Source organism: Niallia sp. RD1, assembly GCF_024219955.1.
GTDB classification, from domain to species: domain Bacteria; phylum Bacillota; class Bacilli; order Bacillales; family Cytobacillaceae; genus Niallia; species Niallia alba.
Window position 1 is genome coordinate 4,363,483 of sequence record NZ_CP100420.1, and the last position, 17,326, is coordinate 4,380,808.

At 34.8% G+C, this 17,326-nt stretch carries 16 protein-coding genes and 1 riboswitch; of the genes, 1 reads left to right on the forward strand and 15 read right to left on the reverse strand.

Annotation, left to right across the window (positions count from 1 at the left end; genetic code table 11):
• Positions 1-177: 177 nt before the first annotated feature.
• The 7 genes from thiE to NKG37_RS21010 form a co-directional block, all read right to left on the reverse strand.
• Positions 178-840: a thiamine phosphate synthase gene (thiE, locus tag NKG37_RS20980; protein WP_040343582.1), complete on the reverse strand. Its 663-nt coding sequence runs from the start codon at positions 838-840 to the stop codon at positions 178-180.
• A gap of 20 nt (positions 841-860) precedes the next feature.
• Positions 861-1,661, reverse strand: a complete 801-nt coding sequence (thiD, locus tag NKG37_RS20985; RefSeq protein ID WP_016203599.1) for a bifunctional hydroxymethylpyrimidine kinase/phosphomethylpyrimidine kinase — start codon at positions 1,659-1,661, stop codon at positions 861-863.
• A 4-nt stretch (positions 1,662-1,665) separates the two neighbouring features.
• Positions 1,666-2,484: a hydroxyethylthiazole kinase gene (gene thiM, locus NKG37_RS20990; RefSeq protein ID WP_302183197.1), complete on the reverse strand. Its 819-nt coding sequence runs from the start codon at positions 2,482-2,484 to the stop codon at positions 1,666-1,668.
• Positions 2,485-2,676: 192 nt separating this feature from the next.
• A riboswitch (TPP riboswitch) is annotated at positions 2,677-2,788 on the reverse strand.
• Between the two features lie 54 nt (positions 2,789-2,842).
• The gene (locus NKG37_RS20995) at positions 2,843-3,619 is read right to left on the reverse strand and encodes a TIGR03943 family putative permease subunit (RefSeq protein ID WP_016203597.1); all 777 of its coding nucleotides are present in this window, start codon (positions 3,617-3,619) and stop codon (positions 2,843-2,845) included.
• 25 nt (positions 3,620-3,644) lie between these two features.
• Positions 3,645-4,652: a permease gene (locus NKG37_RS21000; RefSeq protein WP_101731389.1), complete on the reverse strand. Its 1,008-nt coding sequence runs from the start codon at positions 4,650-4,652 to the stop codon at positions 3,645-3,647.
• Positions 4,653-4,784: 132 nt separating this feature from the next.
• Positions 4,785-5,714, reverse strand: coding sequence for a CobW family GTP-binding protein (locus NKG37_RS21005; protein ID WP_101731076.1), 930 nt, complete (start codon positions 5,712-5,714; stop codon positions 4,785-4,787).
• 65 nt (positions 5,715-5,779) lie between these two features.
• The gene (locus NKG37_RS21010) at positions 5,780-7,762 is read right to left on the reverse strand and encodes a methyl-accepting chemotaxis protein (RefSeq protein ID WP_016203594.1); all 1,983 of its coding nucleotides are present in this window, start codon (positions 7,760-7,762) and stop codon (positions 5,780-5,782) included.
• A 216-nt stretch (positions 7,763-7,978) separates the two neighbouring features.
• On the opposite strand from NKG37_RS21010, the gene NKG37_RS21015 reads away from it, so the two are divergent.
• Positions 7,979-8,530: a class I SAM-dependent methyltransferase gene (locus NKG37_RS21015; RefSeq protein ID WP_016203593.1), complete on the forward strand. Its 552-nt coding sequence runs from the start codon at positions 7,979-7,981 to the stop codon at positions 8,528-8,530.
• A gap of 70 nt (positions 8,531-8,600) precedes the next feature.
• Here the strand turns inward: NKG37_RS21015 and NKG37_RS21020 are convergent, their stop codons facing one another.
• The 8 genes from NKG37_RS21020 to NKG37_RS21055 all read right to left on the reverse strand — a co-directional run bounded on the left by NKG37_RS21020 (position 8,601) and on the right by NKG37_RS21055 (position 17,305).
• Positions 8,601-11,201, reverse strand: a complete 2,601-nt coding sequence (locus NKG37_RS21020) for a polynucleotide kinase-phosphatase (protein WP_224427677.1) — start codon at positions 11,199-11,201, stop codon at positions 8,601-8,603.
• The gene (locus tag NKG37_RS21025; RefSeq protein WP_101731073.1) at positions 11,202-12,563 is read right to left on the reverse strand and encodes a methyltransferase domain-containing protein; all 1,362 of its coding nucleotides are present in this window, start codon (positions 12,561-12,563) and stop codon (positions 11,202-11,204) included.
• 178 nt (positions 12,564-12,741) lie between these two features.
• A complete protein-coding gene (locus NKG37_RS21030) occupies positions 12,742-12,921 on the reverse strand; it encodes an H-type small acid-soluble spore protein (protein ID WP_016203590.1) in 180 nt (59 codons plus the stop codon).
• 154 nt (positions 12,922-13,075) lie between these two features.
• On the reverse strand, positions 13,076-13,522 hold the full coding sequence (locus NKG37_RS21035) for a hypothetical protein (RefSeq protein WP_224427678.1): 447 nt from the start codon (positions 13,520-13,522) through the stop codon (positions 13,076-13,078).
• 9 nt (positions 13,523-13,531) lie between these two features.
• A complete protein-coding gene (locus NKG37_RS21040) occupies positions 13,532-15,694 on the reverse strand; it encodes a class I SAM-dependent methyltransferase (protein ID WP_254415289.1) in 2,163 nt (720 codons plus the stop codon).
• Complete coding sequence (locus NKG37_RS21045) at positions 15,695-16,528, reverse strand: alpha/beta fold hydrolase (RefSeq protein WP_016203588.1); 834 nt, start codon at positions 16,526-16,528, stop codon at positions 15,695-15,697.
• Between the two features lie 41 nt (positions 16,529-16,569).
• Positions 16,570-17,010, reverse strand: a complete 441-nt coding sequence (locus tag NKG37_RS21050) for a DUF5694 domain-containing protein (protein WP_254415290.1) — start codon at positions 17,008-17,010, stop codon at positions 16,570-16,572.
• Positions 16,991-17,305, reverse strand: coding sequence for a DUF5694 domain-containing protein (locus NKG37_RS21055; RefSeq protein WP_254415291.1), 315 nt, complete (start codon positions 17,303-17,305; stop codon positions 16,991-16,993). Before NKG37_RS21055 ends, NKG37_RS21050 begins: the two co-directional genes overlap by 20 nt.
• Positions 17,306-17,326: the final 21 nt, after the last annotated feature.

Here is a 17,326-nt window from a genome sequence, read left to right on the forward strand (position 1 = left end):
ATTTTTGTAGTATATTAACCATATCTTTTTTTGGTTAACGAGGAAGGAGCTTTTTATGTTTTTCTTTACTAGCTCCTCTTACAAAATTATTGTATGCAGAGATGTATATTTGGGTTGGGTAAATGTCTATTTTCCGCAAAAAACCTAAATTGTTTCCATTTTACTTATTTATAGAAATTACCCTTGGCCAAACACTACTTTCTTTAATCGCTTTGTTTGCTCATAGGGATTATCCGCCATACTAATTTCTGAAATAATGGCGACTCCATCGGCACCAGCTTGAATAACAGGAAAAGCATTTTCGGCTGTAATCCCCCCTATACCAACGATTGGTATAGTAAGGTTTGCCTCTTTGACTTTTTCGATAAGTGAGGTTCCTTGCACTTCTTTAGCATCTTTCTTTGTGCTCGTCGGGTAGATAGGACCTATGCCTATATAATCAGCACCTGCCTCGATTGCCTCTTTAACTTCCTCTATAGTGTGAGCAGATACTCCCACTAATTTATTTGCAAACAATTGCCGTACTTTTATGGCGTTTTCATCATCTTGCCCTATATGCACGCCATCTGCATCTAATGCTAAGGCTAGTTCAATATCATCATTCACAATAAATGGAACATGATATTGATTGCAAAGTTCTTGCATTCTTTTTGCTAATTGAATTTTGGCCGCTCCTTTTAATGCCCCAGTTCCTTTTTCTCTGAATTGAAAAATAGAAATACCACCTTTTAATGCTTCTTCTAAAATAATTTCTGGAGCAAGTGTACTATTATTGTTACTTCCCATAATAAAATATACTTTGAGCAGTTGTTTCATTCGTTCTTTTGTATAAGATGTCATATATCCTCCAAATTGCATTCTTATCGTTTGCTTTCTTGGTAAGCCCAATGATTGGTTGGTCCATGCCCGCTTCCTATATGAAGATCATTTTTTATTGCTTGATGAATAAAATCCTTGCCTAATTGGAATGCATCGTTAATAGAATAGCCATTTGCAAGAGCTGCCGTTATTGCAGCAGAAAAAGTACAGCCTGTCCCATGCGTATTTTTGGTTGGAATTCTTTCCGCTACCAAACTTGAAAAATGGCTGCCATCAAATAGCAAATCGACAGCTTCCTTTTCATCCCCATGTCCGCCTTTAATAATGACATAGTTAACCCCCATGGCACTTAATCTTTTAGCCGCTTCTTTTCTTTCCTCCATATTTCGAATGCTTATCCCAGTTAATTCCTCTGCCTCAGGTATATTTGGTGTTAAGACAGTGGCAAGGGGAAGAAGCTTCCTTTTCATGGACTCTGTTGCTTCTTGCTGTAGTAAATTGGCTCCGCCTTTAGCAATCATGACTGGATCAACAACTAAATTTTTCCATTTGTATTGTTCCATTTTATTGGCTACTAATTCAATTATTTCGCTATTAAATAACATTCCTGTTTTTAAGGCATCTGGCTGTAAATCAACAGCGATGCATTCTAATTGTTTTTCTATTGCCTCGAGCATCATTGGGTATACTCCATCAACACCAAGGGTATTTTGCGCTGTTATTGCGGTAATCACGCTCATTCCATATACTTTAAGTTCTTGGAAAGTTTTTAAGTCTGCCTGAATTCCAGCCCCACCTCCACTATCTGATCCTGCTATTGTTAAAGCTTTTGCTGTGGTCATTGAATTACCCCCTTATACTCTCTACTTTCATCCATTTTTTTATATCTTCTTCTTTAATTTTCATTAATTGATTCAATAACTCAATTTGAAAACTTCCTGGTCCTTCTTCTTTCGTCTTTTCAAAGGCACGCTCAGCTGCAACCCCATATGTCACTAAACCTGCTGTTGAAGCAAGGAAAACATCTTCTTCTACAGCGATAAATGCTCCAAGAATAGAAGATAGTAAGCAGCCTGTCCCCGTAACCTTTGTTAACATCTGATGGCCATTATGTACTATAGATAGCTTCTCGTTAACAGCTACTATATCTTTTTCTCCTGTTATAACAACTGGTACCTGTAATAGCTTTGCAGCTTCTAGCGCGATTTCGCTATTATTATGTTCACTAACAGAATCTACGCCTCTCATTTTTGCTTTAATACCAGCAACATTCGCTACTTCTGCTGCATTTCCTCGTAGTAAAGTGATTTCCACTTCCTTCATAATACGATGTACAGATTCCGTACGATATCTAGTAGCTCCAGCCCCAACCGGGTCTAAGATAACAGGAGTATTAGCCAAATTTGCAGCCTTTCCAGCAATAATCATGCTTTCTACGTTTTCAGCAGTTAATGTTCCAATATTGAGAACAAGGGCATTCGCTACTGTTGCCATATCTGCAACCTCTTCCTTTGCATATGCCATTACTGGAGAAGCCCCAATTGCTAATAAGCCATTCGCTGTAAAATTAGTGACTACTACGTTTGTAATATTATGAACTAACGGAACTTGCGCTCGTAATTTTGTTAGTACTTTCGGTATCAACATTTCATATTTTTCATTCATCTCTCAAACTCATTTCCTTTCTGTTATCCTTATTAACTTGATTGCTCGCAATATTCATACAATGTAAAGGAATGCAAACTAAAAAAAGCCATAACTGACTGTAACGTTTTGCACGCGTTATAAAAAGGAAGCGGCGTGCTAGTTGTCAGTAATTATGACAAAAATAAAAACACTACGCCTAAGCAAAGTGTTCGTCTATTTCATACACCTCCCTACGCTGGCATTATCCAACAGGTTCATCCGGTCAATGGCAGCAAATAGCCATACTCTCAGCCTGTTTCCACAAGCTCCCGCTACGTATTCAATTGATTTCATCTAAATTTTAGCGAAAAAATAGGAATAATGCAAGAATTGTAGGCTAATAGTCTAATGCATATAAGTATTCTTCCTCAGGTTCTTCCGTCACTTCTACCTTTTCGACCTTAATAACTGGCATTAACTGACCTTCGTATTCCTTTTTCTCCAATTTTCCTTTTATCACATACCACTGTTCATTTTGTAATTCATTTACTTCTCCCTCAATCAAATAGCCATACAACCCAAGATCAGCGATACAATGAGTCATCACATATCTGGCAATAACTGCTTGTTTGTCGGTAAACGATTCCTCTCGATGGATAAAACCTGTAATCATTATTTCTTTCCCAACTAAATTGTCCAAATTTGTATTAATCATGTCCATCGTTTGTAAATAATTATCGTCCTCTATTGCAATCATATCTTCATCATTTGCTGCTTCGTTATTAACTTGACTAACAGAAAAAGTTTGACCATGCTCAAATTGAGTATTTGGGAGAATGCTTTTGTTAATGGACATATCTTGTTGGGTGAAAAACAAAAATAAAGGGCTAAAAAATAATAAATAAGAAAAAGTAAGATTCATTAAAGAGGCATTTTCGTCGCACACATCACAATCACAATCAGCCCCCTTTAAATTACTGTTAAGCAATCTAAAAAATCCAAGCAAAAATAACAGGGCCATGGTTATATATAACAATGGCACCATCTTCGGGGCAACAAGTCGCACTACCTCTCCTGTCACCATTAATTTAAAAATAAGGAGACTGAAGCCAATCAACACAATTCCTTGCAGTTCGTTTGCCAATTGCCAGGTTGGACTCCATTTGATTTTCATCGTTTTCCCTCCTTATATTTGTAATTTATGCCAAAAACAATCCTGATACTAAAGAAAGTATAAAGACAACAATCGTAACAATCAAAATAAATAGCAGGACAAACTTTATCCGAAATGAAGCCATCATAACGAAAGTATTTTTAAAATCAAGAATAGGTCCAAACACTAAAAATCCAATAATTGCTTCAGGTGTAAACATCTTTGAGAAGGAAGCTGCAACAAAAGCATCTGCCTCAGAGCAAAGCGATAACACATATGCTAGTCCCATCATCACAGCGGTGCCTTCGATTGATGATTCTCCAGCTTGCATTATATAACTATCTTTTAAATAAACTTGTGCAACACTAGCAAATACTGCTCCAATAATAAAATATTTGCCAATCGTAAAGAATTCATGGCATGTATGATGTAAGATCCCTTTCCACTTGGAATCACCTTTATTTTCATTAATAGGAACAACTGCCATTAAATCTTCTCTGTGTGTTTTTAATACCTTTTGTTTCGAAAAAAGCATATATACGATGATACTCACAATGATGCTTGCCAAGATACAAATAATAAAACGTCCGTATGCAATCGATAAATTATTTTGGAAGGCATAATAAGTACTGCCAAACACGATAAAATTAAGGATTGGTGCTCCCATTAAGAGAACGACACCGATATGGACAGGAATTCCTTTTTGAATAAGCCTGCGCACAACTGGGATAATCGCACATTCACACACAGGAGTAATTACTGCAGCAATTAATGCGACACCTATAGCTGCAAATGGATTTTTGGGCATGATTCTAGCAATATACTCCTCAGAAATATATAGATTAATAACAGAAGAGGCAATTGCTCCTAATAATAAAAATGGTAGGGCCTCAAGCATAATTCCAAGAAATAAAACAAAAATGGTTTTTATCTGATCTGGCAATACGAAATTCCATTTATTCGCAACGTAAATATCTCCGAAAAAAAATAAATACATCATAGCCAGAAACAAGCCAAATATAAGAATATCTTTTACACGTGTTGGGATAGACATAGCATACTCCTTTTCTTCCATCGTTCGACCTTTTACAATCACTTATTACATGTCTATGCTTGTCCTATTCTATCTATGCAAAAAATGAGTGTATCTTATGATAGATTCGATAAGATACACTTAGAAAAAAATTTATATAGTAACTTTCTCAGATAATCGTTCTCCTATTAAAATAATCTCGCCTTTTCGATTCGGAAGATATTCGTTAACTTTTTGCCATTCTAGCAATCCAGAAGCATATTGAAAATGATACCATGATTGATCATCACTATTTTTGATTGTCCCTTTGGCACGAAGTAATTTATCTTGATTGCTTTTCAAGAAATCTCTTAGTTCTCTTTTCGTCATTGCAGTTGTCTGCTCCACTTTTATTGCTTTAATATGGTGGTGGTGATGGTGATGATGGTGACCAGAAATGGAACGTTCTTTGATCTTGCTGTTTTTTTGCTGGCTTTCTAGATACTCCGTTACACCATTTCCATAATTACTATATAGTAATGGTGCTTCAGCATTTAATTTTCTAATTCGCTTTTCAACCTTTTCAATAGCAAGTTTGCTAGAAAGCTGATCAACTTTATTTAGGACAAGTACTGTTCCGTTTTCAATTTGCTCTTTTTGCAGCTGTCTCACTTCTTTGCTGCTCGAAAAAATACTCGTATATTCCGTAAAATGCAAACTATCAATCAAACAAATACTTTCAGCAATCTCAAAAACTTCCCTATATTGCTTTTCATTAAATGTCTCCATTATTTCGGAAGGATTTGCTACTCCTGTACCTTCTAATAAAACGACTTCAATGTTTTCTTTATGTAATGTCTCTGCCAGTTCATCGAGCGTTGTTCTTAAATCCTCTTTGATGGAGCAGCATACACAGCCATTTAACAGTTCATAGAGTGACTCATCTTTAAATAGGTGTTTTTCTATATTTGTTTCACCAAGTTCATTAAGGATAATCGCATACTTTTTATTCTTCCCCTTAAAATACTCCATGCATTTTAATAGAGTTGTTGTTTTTCCGCTTCCAAGGAACCCATTTATTAAATAAACATTAATTTTTTTCATTAAAATACCTCCTGCATATAAAGCCTATCGTTACTTTATGCAGGAGGTATTTTAATTATGACAGATTAATAGGTAAATTGATGAAGATTCTTCCTAAGCTCTTTCGCCATCTCTGATAAGTTCTTTGCCGACCCAGAAATTTCTTCCATAGCGGCTAGTTGTTCTTCCGTTAAAGAAACGACTTCTTCAGAGGAAGTAGCATTATCATAAGCAATTTGGGCTAATTCACCAGCTGAAATGCTTACTTCATTTAACGTTATAGCCATTTCGTTTGAAGTATCGGTAACATGTTGAATATGTGGTGTCATTTCCTTCATACTATGAACGATTTCTTGAAACCTTGTATTTGATTCATCTGTTACTTTTAACCCTGCTTGAACTGCCAGTGATACCTCTGCCATTCGATGCACCGTATTTTCGGTCGTTTTCTCAACACTATTAATTAATTGAGAGATATTATTCGCAAATTCACCTGACTGCTCAGCAAGTTTGCGTACTTCATTAGCAACAACCGCAAACCCTTTTCCTTTCTCTCCTGCTCTGGCAGCTTCTATCGCCGCATTTAAAGCTAATAGATTTGTTTGTTCTGAGATTGTGGTAATACTTTCTGTAATCTTCCCAATATGTTTGGATTGCTCGACTAGTTCTTTAATCATTTTATTTGATTCTGCTACGGTCTCACTTATTACTTGCATTTGTTCTAGTGTTGCTTGAATAGAACTTCCGCCGGCATGGGCTTTTGTTATTGTGCCAGTTGAAAGATCGGACACTTTCTTACTAAAGGCAACAATTTGATTTGTTCCTTCTAAGACAGATTTGATATTATCTACATTATTATCTAATCCTTTTGTCTGTATTTCCGCGCCACTTGCAACTTGTTGAATTGTATTGGTTACATGCTCTGAAGCAATGGTTACTTCATTAGCGCTTGCTGTTAACTGACCCGCACTTGCTGCGACATTCTCTGAACTATGTTCAATATTTTTGATAAGTTGTTGCAAATTATGCTGCATCGTATGAAAAGCAGCCGCTACATCGCCAATTTCATCTTTTGTTGCAATATTAATGGAGGTTGTTAAATCACCTTTGCTAACTGCAATTGCTTGTTCTTTTAATTTTTTTATCGGCTTGATGATAGAGGAAACAATAAGCATCATCATTATTCCTCCAATAATAAGAGATCCTGTTAATATCCCTGCAATCGTATACAAAAGACCTCTAGAATTATTGACAATTTCTGATTTTTCCATCGTTCCAGCTAGCTTCCATCCGGTCAGTTTATTCGTCTGATAAACCATTTTTCGATTAACTTTATTTGCTGAATAATCCAATGTTCCAGCTTGTCTCTCATAAAGCGTTTCGTAAAAAGCATCTTTCACAATGTCTCCTTGTTTTTCATCAGGATGAACGATAAAACGTTTCTTCTGATCAAGAAGAATAACATAACCTTCTTGACCAAACGTGATCTCACCTGATAGCTCTGCTAAGTAATCTAAATTCATCGTAACGGCCATAACTCCTGCATTGTCTGCAATTGTTTTTCCTATTGTAATAACCATTTTCTGAGAAACTGGGGATAGATAAGGATCCATGATAACGGCTTCCCCTGGTTTATTAACAGCTGCTTTATACCAGTCTCTCAATCTAGGATCCATATGATCATCGAGTTCCTCTGTAGACTTCTGAAAAAGCTTTCCATCATTTGTCCCTATATAGATACTCGAGACTTCAGGATGGACTTGGCTATATTGTTCAATTGTGTTCTGAATAATCGCTGAATCTTTTTCGATTGTTTCCTTCGTCAGCGTTTCTGCCAGTGCCGAGATATCATAAACCTTTGCGGACATTAGGTTAGTTATCGATGTATCTAGCATGTTTAAATTAGTACTTGCATTGTTTATAAAGTCCTTTTCCATTTGCTTATTTGCATATAAAAAGGAAAATGCACCAATTAGGATACTTGGAATTAATAACATCACTAAAAAAGAAAAAATAAGCTTCTTTTTTAGCGGAATTCCTTTATTTTTTCGAATATAAAATTTTTTCATTGTAATCGCCCCTCTCTTTGTATACGCATACATCTTTACAAGAAAAAATAGGTAATCCCTTATCTGCTCCCTTATTTTACAATAGATAGGAGAAGGTTCCTATGCCATTAGTCATATTTTTCATTTGTTACTCGTTAACATTTTTTTATTGCTCACCTACAAACTATATATTATAGTGTAATTAAAATTTTCTAAGCAAAAAGGAGGGGAATTTAAATGAATGAAAAGTCTATAAAGCTTGTTATAGGTGCAGGAGAATACAGGAATAATCCTGGCTGGATATATACACAAGAAGAAGAATTGAATTTACTAGATGAATCAACCTGGATACACTTTAACAAATCTTCGATTGACGCTATTTTAGCTGAACATGTGTGGGAGCACTTAACCTTTAAAGAAGGCGTTCAAGCAGCTTTTCTTTGCTATCAATACTTGAAGCCCTCAGGATACATTCGTTGTGCTGTTCCAGATGGTTTCTTTCCAGATAAGTCGTATCAACAAATAGTTCAAGTAGGTGGACCAGGCCCAAAGGATCATCCTGCCTCTACTCATAGAATCGTTCATAATTATCGAACATTAAGTCGGATGTTTGAATTAGCAGGATTTGATACTAAATTATTGGAATATTGTGATGAAAAAGGAACTTTCCATGAAAATGACTGGGATGGGGAGGATGGCGTCATTTTCCGGTCAAAAAAGTATGATCCACGAAATAATGGGGAAAAACTCTTATTTCCCTCTCTTATTATAGATGCGATTAAAAGATAAAAAAGCAAATTCAGGGAGTGATATGAAAACGTCCTCTGAATTTGCTTTTTGCATGGATACTGGTTCCATCTTATAATCTTGCATCAATAGGTTCTTCTTCAAGCGCCAGTGTAGCAAGAACACATTCATGAATCCGTTCCAGAGATTCAAGCTGTATAAAGCGATTAATTCCTTCTAATCCTAATGCTAATTCTTTTAAGGCATTACGCTGTTTTTTTCCTGTTTTTCGGTCTTTAAGACGACGTAATTGATCCTTTTCTAAATAATCCATACCATAAATAATTTGAAGGTATTTCTGTCCCCTTACTTTAATAGCTGGTTGAAGTAATTTGCCCTTTTGATTTCTAGCGAGGAAATGATATGGTTTAAAGATAACTCCTTCATGGCCGTCTGCAGTTATCTCTTCCCACCATCTCACTGCTTTTGTCAGTGATTCTTCATCATTTACAATCATATAATCTGTTTTCATAAAAAGACTGCTTATGGTACTAAAATATTCATTTTGCTCCATATGCCACTGATGGGTTTTTAGAAAAAAGCTTTCTTTACTATGTGCAAGTAAATGAAATGGTGCAATTTTTATGTCATCTAAACGCTGAATCTCCCAGCAATATTGGTTATATACTTCACTAAAGCTTTGCGCATTTTTTCGTTTCTGCTCAAATTCTTCTATCCAACTTTGAACATCCATGCCATTTTGTTGTGCAAGAAGAAGCTGCTGATGTATCTTGTCTCTATCCATCTGGCTCATTTCAGCGACATGAGCGTATTGCTGAATAATTAAATCTTTCGCTTTTAAATTCCAAGGGAGAATTTCAGCGTCAAGCAATACCCAGTCTGTCTGATTCTCTTCAAAATAATTTGCAGCTGTTAAATCATTGTGCAGCTTAGTGAGGATCTCTTCTTCTAGTTCATGGGAGAAAAAAGCTCTCCCAGTTCGCGTGTAGATAGTTCCCAAGCTCTTTTTACCGATATATTTTTCAGCTGTTTCTTGATTTTTGTATAACAAAAGAATTCCTCTACTGCCCATATGCTTTTTCTCCACAACCATTTGTTCTATCCCATTGTCTATGTAATAGTGATAGGCATCTATCGGATGTTCTAAATATCCTTCTATCGACGAACTCTTCGGTGTAGGGCTCATGGTTGGCGGAATATAGATTAATTCTTCCATAGGAATCGTATAATGAGAAACTTTGTCCAGTGCTGCTTTCACATTGTTTTGTGGACAGTTAATTTCTCCATATGTGTCTGTCCATACACTAAAACCATTTATAAATCGATGAACGTTTGGTAAGGCTAATCTTGTTTCTTGCCACTTTTTTAATGGATTATCTTCGATTTGGGCATAATCTTGTTGCGCCTTTACTGATATAAATTCCCTTTCTGGATAGCGTATAGCCGTTAGCTTGCCGCCAAAAACAACGCCTTGATCAATATTTATCGTATTATTCACAACGAGCGGCTCTGGCTTTGGATCATGTCCCCAGATGATTAATTCTTTTGATAAATGTTTTCGATACCAGTCTCCGCGAATTGGCTTTCCGTCTGAATCCATCCCTAAGGTTTCTCCATATCTCGTAAAATCAGAAATTCCAGCAGATTCTTTTCCAATATATTTATCCTTAATACCTGCATGGGCGATAATGGCTGTTTTAATTCCATTTCTTGTTAATACATAATGAGAAGGGGCATTAAGGAGTATTGTTTTCCAATCTTCTCTTATTTCCTCTATCTGCTTATCCGTATATTCATGAGAAAATGCAGAAAAGGCTTCTTCAATCCATTCATCACCATGACTTAGTGTCACTTTTTTGCCGTCTAGCCATCTTGCTATTTTCCAACCATGATTACTGTCGATCATATAGGCAAGATTATTTTTTAGATGCGCAGAAAAAAAGAATAGCGCTTCGGCAGATTTTGGTCCACGACTCATAATATCGCCTACTGAAACAAACTTTCGCCCTTCTGGATGTCTAAATAATCCATCCTCCTCTTTCACGTATCCCAGCCGTTCAAGCAATTCGTAACATTCATCCATACATCCATGAATATCGCCGATAACATCCAAACCACTATCTGCACTTAAATATAAAGAAGAAACGACTGGATCTATTTGCACAGACTCATCCCGTTCTCTTAAAGAATAAATTGCATAGTAGGTCTCTTTTTGGATTTTGCGAATTTCTTGGCGCATTATTTCAAAGTGTCTTTTCACTCTTCCCTTCCCTCTCGGATGAGTTCGTTTCTCATCTCTTTCAAGGAGAACAGGCAAGGAAATATCGAAGAAAATTGCTATTACTGGAACATGAAATTGCTTACCAAGAAGTCGATATTTTTCGCGCTCTGCTTCTTTTAAATGGGTTGCATCTATAAACGAGCGCTTATTTAATGCTGCTCTTGCTCCAATCATTTTTTCCATCATATCAAAAGCTACTCTCGATATTTGGCTATATTCTTCCATCAAATTGGCAGCTACTTCTTTAGGCTGATTTGTCCAGTCTAAAAAGTCAATATCACTGACCAATCTTCGAAAATGATCAGAACTAATTACTTCTTCCGCTTGCAAATAGCCTTTTCTTACCCAATTTTGTAATGTCGTAGATTTCCCACTATTCGAAGGGCCAATCAATAAGACTATACTGTTATGTGGAATGCTTATCGTTTTCATTTATACACCTCTTTTCTTTGAAAAAATAGCCATCTGTGTAGGAAAACCAAATCCTTCCACAAATTCGCCAATTCCATCTATTTGCACCTCATAGGTTGAATGATTTTGCCAATAGCTCACCCATTCTTGAAACTGCTGTCTAGTCCATTCAAAGCGATGGTCGCTATGCCTTTTTGCTTCCTTCATATCATAGACAACATTATAATCTTGATTAGGCGTTGTAATAATCAAATGATACGGCTGATATTTCGTGAAAATTGTTTCAAACGTCTTAAATAATCGATTTTCATCAATATGTTCAATCACTTCGCAGAGAATAAATATATCTTTATTCTCCAATTCGCTATCATAATAGAATAAAGAACCCCATTTAAAGGTTGGGAAAAGAAAATCTGGCTTGTCCACTAATGCTTCGATTCTTTTTTTAGCTTTTTGCTGTTCTCTTTCGGAGGGCTCTACAGCGATTAGTTCTTTAATCCCATTAACAAATCCTAATTGCGCAGTTAACTTTCCTTCTCCAGCACCCATATCTACAATCCGGCTATTATGAGGAAGTATCTTTACCGTTTCAACTATTTTCTCATAACGCCATTGATTTAAGCTTTTCTTTTTTACAATTGTTTCTTGTTTTTGGTTATTAGAATTTGAATCTAATAACCTTGATTTGTCGATTAAGTCTGAAAAAATAAGTGATTCCTTTATAATAAAACTTTTTTTCGGATGAGAGGAAAGCCAGCCCTCCCCGTAGCGCTTTAGCTTATCAACTTCTTTTTCATCAATAAAATAATGCTTATATTGGTCCATGACAGGAATTAATACAAATAAATGCCGAAAGAAATCTTGTATCGTCTGATTTGCTTTTAAGGTAATAAACTTGGCTGAACTTTTTTTCTGAAAAGCTGCTGGCAAAAGTACTTTTCCATTTTCGATGCTCACTTCATATCCTAAAGGTACAAAGAGCTCCCTTATCTCTTTCTCGGATAAATTTGTGGAAAGGGGCCCAAAAGTAATTTCAAGTGAAAAAGCAAAGTTTACCCAATCTTTAAATTCTTCTTTTGGCTTTCCATTTAGTGCTGTTCCTACTGCTTTTCGTAAAACAGAGCAGAAAATACTACTAACAGCGCTTTCTCTATCATTAATATAGTGAGTTATAGACGAAAAATTCGTTTGATTCTTCGTTAATTCAACATTATCTACTGTAACGAAAAATAATATATTGACTTCTCTCTCCTCGTTTTTCGTAAAAACAATCCGCACTAATCCACCCTTTTCTTTTCTTTCATATAGATTATGCGGGTTTTTAGCAATAAGATGGGATACCATCCCTGCGTGCTCACCATAGACTTTAAGACTTATTTGCATGTATCTCACCTCTTTTTTTCTAAACCATTTGAATACTATTTTACCATATTTTACATTTACCGATATAAATAATTATCTATCAAAAAAACAACCAGGAAATGAGAATTAGGAGCTAATAATTTCAAAAAAAAAAAAAAAACGAACCACTATTAATATTAGTGGTTGTCTTTCTTGAACTTTATACTTCTTCCAAGCTTGCGATATCTACTTCTGTTTGTTCTTCAATCCCACCTACAAGATGAACGATTGCAGTTGCGTCTTCTTCTTTAATGTCATCTATCCAAACAGAAACACCATTATACTGTACTTCTATTTCAGCTGATGACGAAAGTATTTGCCTCGCTCTGTTTATATCCATAGTTCCACCTACTTTCTATAAAAAGAACCTTTTATATTCATATGAAATACAGAAGATAGCGGTTCCTTTGTTAAAATAGATCCTTTTTCATTATGTGAAAGTAGGTGAATTTCTATTCTTTTTATTTGTTCTAATTAGTTCGTTTTAATTAGAACTATTCTTCCATCTGTATAGTTAAGCCATCTATTTTCTTCATAATATTTCGATAATAATCCGAGCGTATGGAGAAAATCGCAAACTCTTCATGTGCTGTACTTATAAACCAGGGATGATTATTTTTTATAAACGTAAGATCTTCTGGCAATTTAGGCGAAACCCAATCATATAAAGAATTGGCCAATTGTTGTAATAATAAACAAGTTTCTGGATTAACATCAATAACATAAACAGTTGCAGATGGACCATCCGTCATAGTATTTGCCCATTTTTTTGTTTTATATGTCTCTACTATATAAGGTTCAAAGTTCTTTATTATTTTCATGTCATAACCTAATTCTTTTCTAGTAATAAAATAAAATTTATCTGAATAACTACAAAGTACATTTATTAATTGCTGGTAAACCTCCCCTGTTGGGTTTTCTACTAAAGACCAGTATTCCATTTTAATCCCCTATCGACTTAATTTTTCGATAACAATAAAACAAGTACTATCAGGAAGTTTAACTACATTCCTGGATGCATCCATCAATTTCACTTTCGGTAAAAGATGTTCTCCGTACCCATCTTGTAAATAATGGTCAAACAATAGAACTTTTCCCTTTTTTCCAATCACCTTATGAATAACATCTTTATACTCTGTAGGGGTAAAATAGCCGAACTGCTCTTGTACTTCGTGCGGATAAGCTTCTTCTCCCCATGTATACGTATAAAGAAATTCCATCGCATCATTAATCGGTAATTGAATAGTGGATTTGTTTATTTGTTCAAAAGTGATCTGTCTTCCTTTAAAATCATTTACATAGCGTTTAAAAAAGTCCATGCCATTTGGCAGCTTAAATTCAATTTGTCTTAATTCTTCTTTCGGTTCTGTCATAATACCATCTCTAATAATGATTCTGCCACCTGGTTTTAATACCTCAAATGCACTTGTTAGACTATCGGAAATAACCTCTGGATTAAATTTTATCCCTTTATATGGAATATAAGAATACATCTCATGAAGAATGGAAGAGAATATAATGGTATCCATACTATTAAGCGCAAATGTTTCTTTTAATTGAAGTGCGTCCGCTTGTTTAACATACCAACTTTTCTTTTCTCTTATTTTTCTTTTTTCTAATGACTCAATAACATTTGTAGAAATATCAATGCCAATTACTGTTGCCTTAGGATGACTATCCGATAAAATATCTAACATGATCCCGCCGCCTGCACCTATATCAAGCATCTTATTTCCCACTGCATAGTCGGCAATTGCCTTTTTATAATTTTTGGCATTATTCATATCGGTAAGATAGTTTTGCTCGTTTTGCAGGCGATCAAATCCATCCTTTCGAAAACCGAAAAAATCATATAGGAGAATAATTGCACGTTCATAAAGGGGGGATTTTTCCGCTTCTTGGCAAAACTCAATTAATTTTTCTCCTGCTTTTGAATAAGCAAACGCTACTCCTATATTTTCATTTAAAGAATCAAGTGGAACAATTGTTAATTCTACATGGTCATTTTTGCTATCGTGTCCTGCAACTAATTTCTCCATCATTTGTTCTTTCAAGTAAGCCTCAATGATTCGCTTCTTATATAAATTAATTGTTTTTTTGCCTTTATAGTCATAATATATGTCTTTCATAAACGGTTCAAAGCTGATTTGCTTTACTGTTAATGGATTGACTTTTTGATATATTAATAGAAAGATTTTTAAAAATTCTTCAAGGGTGAAATCATGAAGTGCTGACTCCACATACCACATATCAGTTTTGCGAAAAAATATTTGAAACAACGCTTTCAGCTTCTCGTCCTTAAAAAATTGCTCATACCCCATATCAAAATTTTCGCCGTTTTGAATAGCGGCATTTCTTAGTCTTTTTATTCGTTCTTTTAACGATAACTCTTTCTCCCTTTTTCCTGATAAAATAGAGCCTATAATTTCTTTAACCTCTTCTTGAACATCTCTCCATATTTGCGGCGAAACAGCTTCGATGATACATTGATTCATGACATACAATATATTGTACATGTCATCTTGGTTTACTATTGTATTTTTATTCATATATAAAATTAAAGGCTCTAATTGACAATAGCGAACTTCTCCTCTAATAAATTGTCCCGTTAATCCGTGCGTATAAATGAGTGTGAACACGAGCTCTTCTTGTGCTAAATTCCGTTGGTTGATTGCTACGTTCTTTTTTTCTTCTGCATAAATTTGCGCAGAACCAATATTATGTATGCCTAATTGAAATCCTCGCTCACGCCAATACCTTCTTTTAGATGGTGAACCACATTTTGCGACATCACTCCAAATCAACACTTCTTCTATGATGCATTTTCCAACTTGATTTACTCGTGTACTGTTGTCTAAAATGGTTAGCGCTCTTTCAATATAGGACAGAACTGGATGACTTTCTATTCCTTCAAGAGAATTAACTTGTTCTAAGTTAATGTTCTTTTCCTTTGTTAGATAGAGATACTGTAGCCATTTATATTGACGAAGTACTTCTTTATCTCCCTGTTTCACTTTTTGAATCGCTTTTAATGAAGAAAGCATGAAATTCACTCCTAACGAAATCTCTTTCCCCATATTACCATGGGACAAAAGATTATTGCCAAGTTTCATTTAACTCTTTACATAGCCCAAGATAGCATCTTTAAATTCTTTTTGATTTTCGATATAAGGGTGATGCCCACCATTTATAGAATAAATTTTCGCATTCTTACTTCTAAAAGATAAATGATGATGTGGTCCAACCGCATGGTCAGATTTTCCAGCTATTATCAATATTGGCTTTTGTATTTCTTCCGTTAATTCAGTAAAATTTTGAAAATACTCCGCTGATGAAAAAATTTTCTTCTGAAAATAAGGATCTGTTCTTAACTCTTTATCAAGTATATCGACTTCCTTTTTCTTTTCCATATCCTCATATTGAAAGCGATAGTAAACTCCTTTCTCGATTAATTTCAAAAGAGTCGAATAAACAAGTTCCATATAGTCTTTCAGTGGTTCAGAAGGAAATACATCTCTTTGCTCCTGTAAAATTTCAAGTCCTCTATTTATTTGATGTTCAAAGGAATCATACATATTCAGTGTTACATTTGCTAAAATAACCCCTTTTGTTCGTTCCGGAAATTGAGCAGCATAGTTAACTGCAAGAATGCCGCCAAAGGAATGCCCCATTACATACCATTCCTCAATTCCTAATCCAATTCTTAACTCTTCTATGTCCATTATTAATCTTTTTAAAGAATAATCTTGCGATAAAGAATGTTCTGATCGGCCACATCCACGTTGATCTAAATACACCATTTGGAGATCTCCTTCTAAAAGACCCTGTGCAAATACTTGAAAAGATTTACTCCAATATCCTGGCCCTCCGTGAAGATAAATGCATGGATCCCCGCTTCCACTAATTTCATAATATACTTGTAAACCATCACTTGTTTTAAAATTCATCTATGTATTCTCCTTAACTACCAATTAATCTAATTAACTGTTTAATGAAAACCTTTTATTCTATCCATCATACATTCCATTTTATTTTCCAAATTTAAGAAAGGATTAATAACTTCCCAGCCAAATCCTTCAAATAACCTTCTTAACATCCATATATGATCACTACCGATAACAAGAAGAATACATTCTTCCGTGCTATCCCTTGAAATATCTATCATATTTTTAAAAATTGTCAGTTCTCTCTTCATCCATTTATCTAAAAAATTGATTCCTATTTTTTCACCTTTTTTATTTTCTACTATGACAAGAGATAAATAAAGTTGTTCTAATTTTTGGATATTAATATTTTCATTTAAACGACAAAATGATTCTATTAATGAATAGTTGGTAGAAATTACTGGACCATTAATATTTAAACTCTCTATTTTTCCAAAAAGTTCCGAATAATTTTCTTGTATTTCATTAAAAAAGATTCTTGACATCTTCTTGTACTAATTCTCCTTCCCAGTTTACTCCATACAGCTTATTATGTTCTAATTTTTTTGCTAATCTAAATCCAATATGTTCGATTTCATCTATAGAGTACTTATTACTTATTTTCTTGTATCTTTCATTTAGTAGATTCTCCTCATTTTTTTCCCATTCTACTGCAATTTTAGATGGTTTCCATTCTGCCAACAATTCAACAAGTTCTTTTACTTCATCTTCTTTTGTTTTAATTAAAGCCACATTTTCTTCGAAATGAAATGTTCCTACTAATATTATTTTCTTCTTCATTTACTCTCCACCTTCACTAAA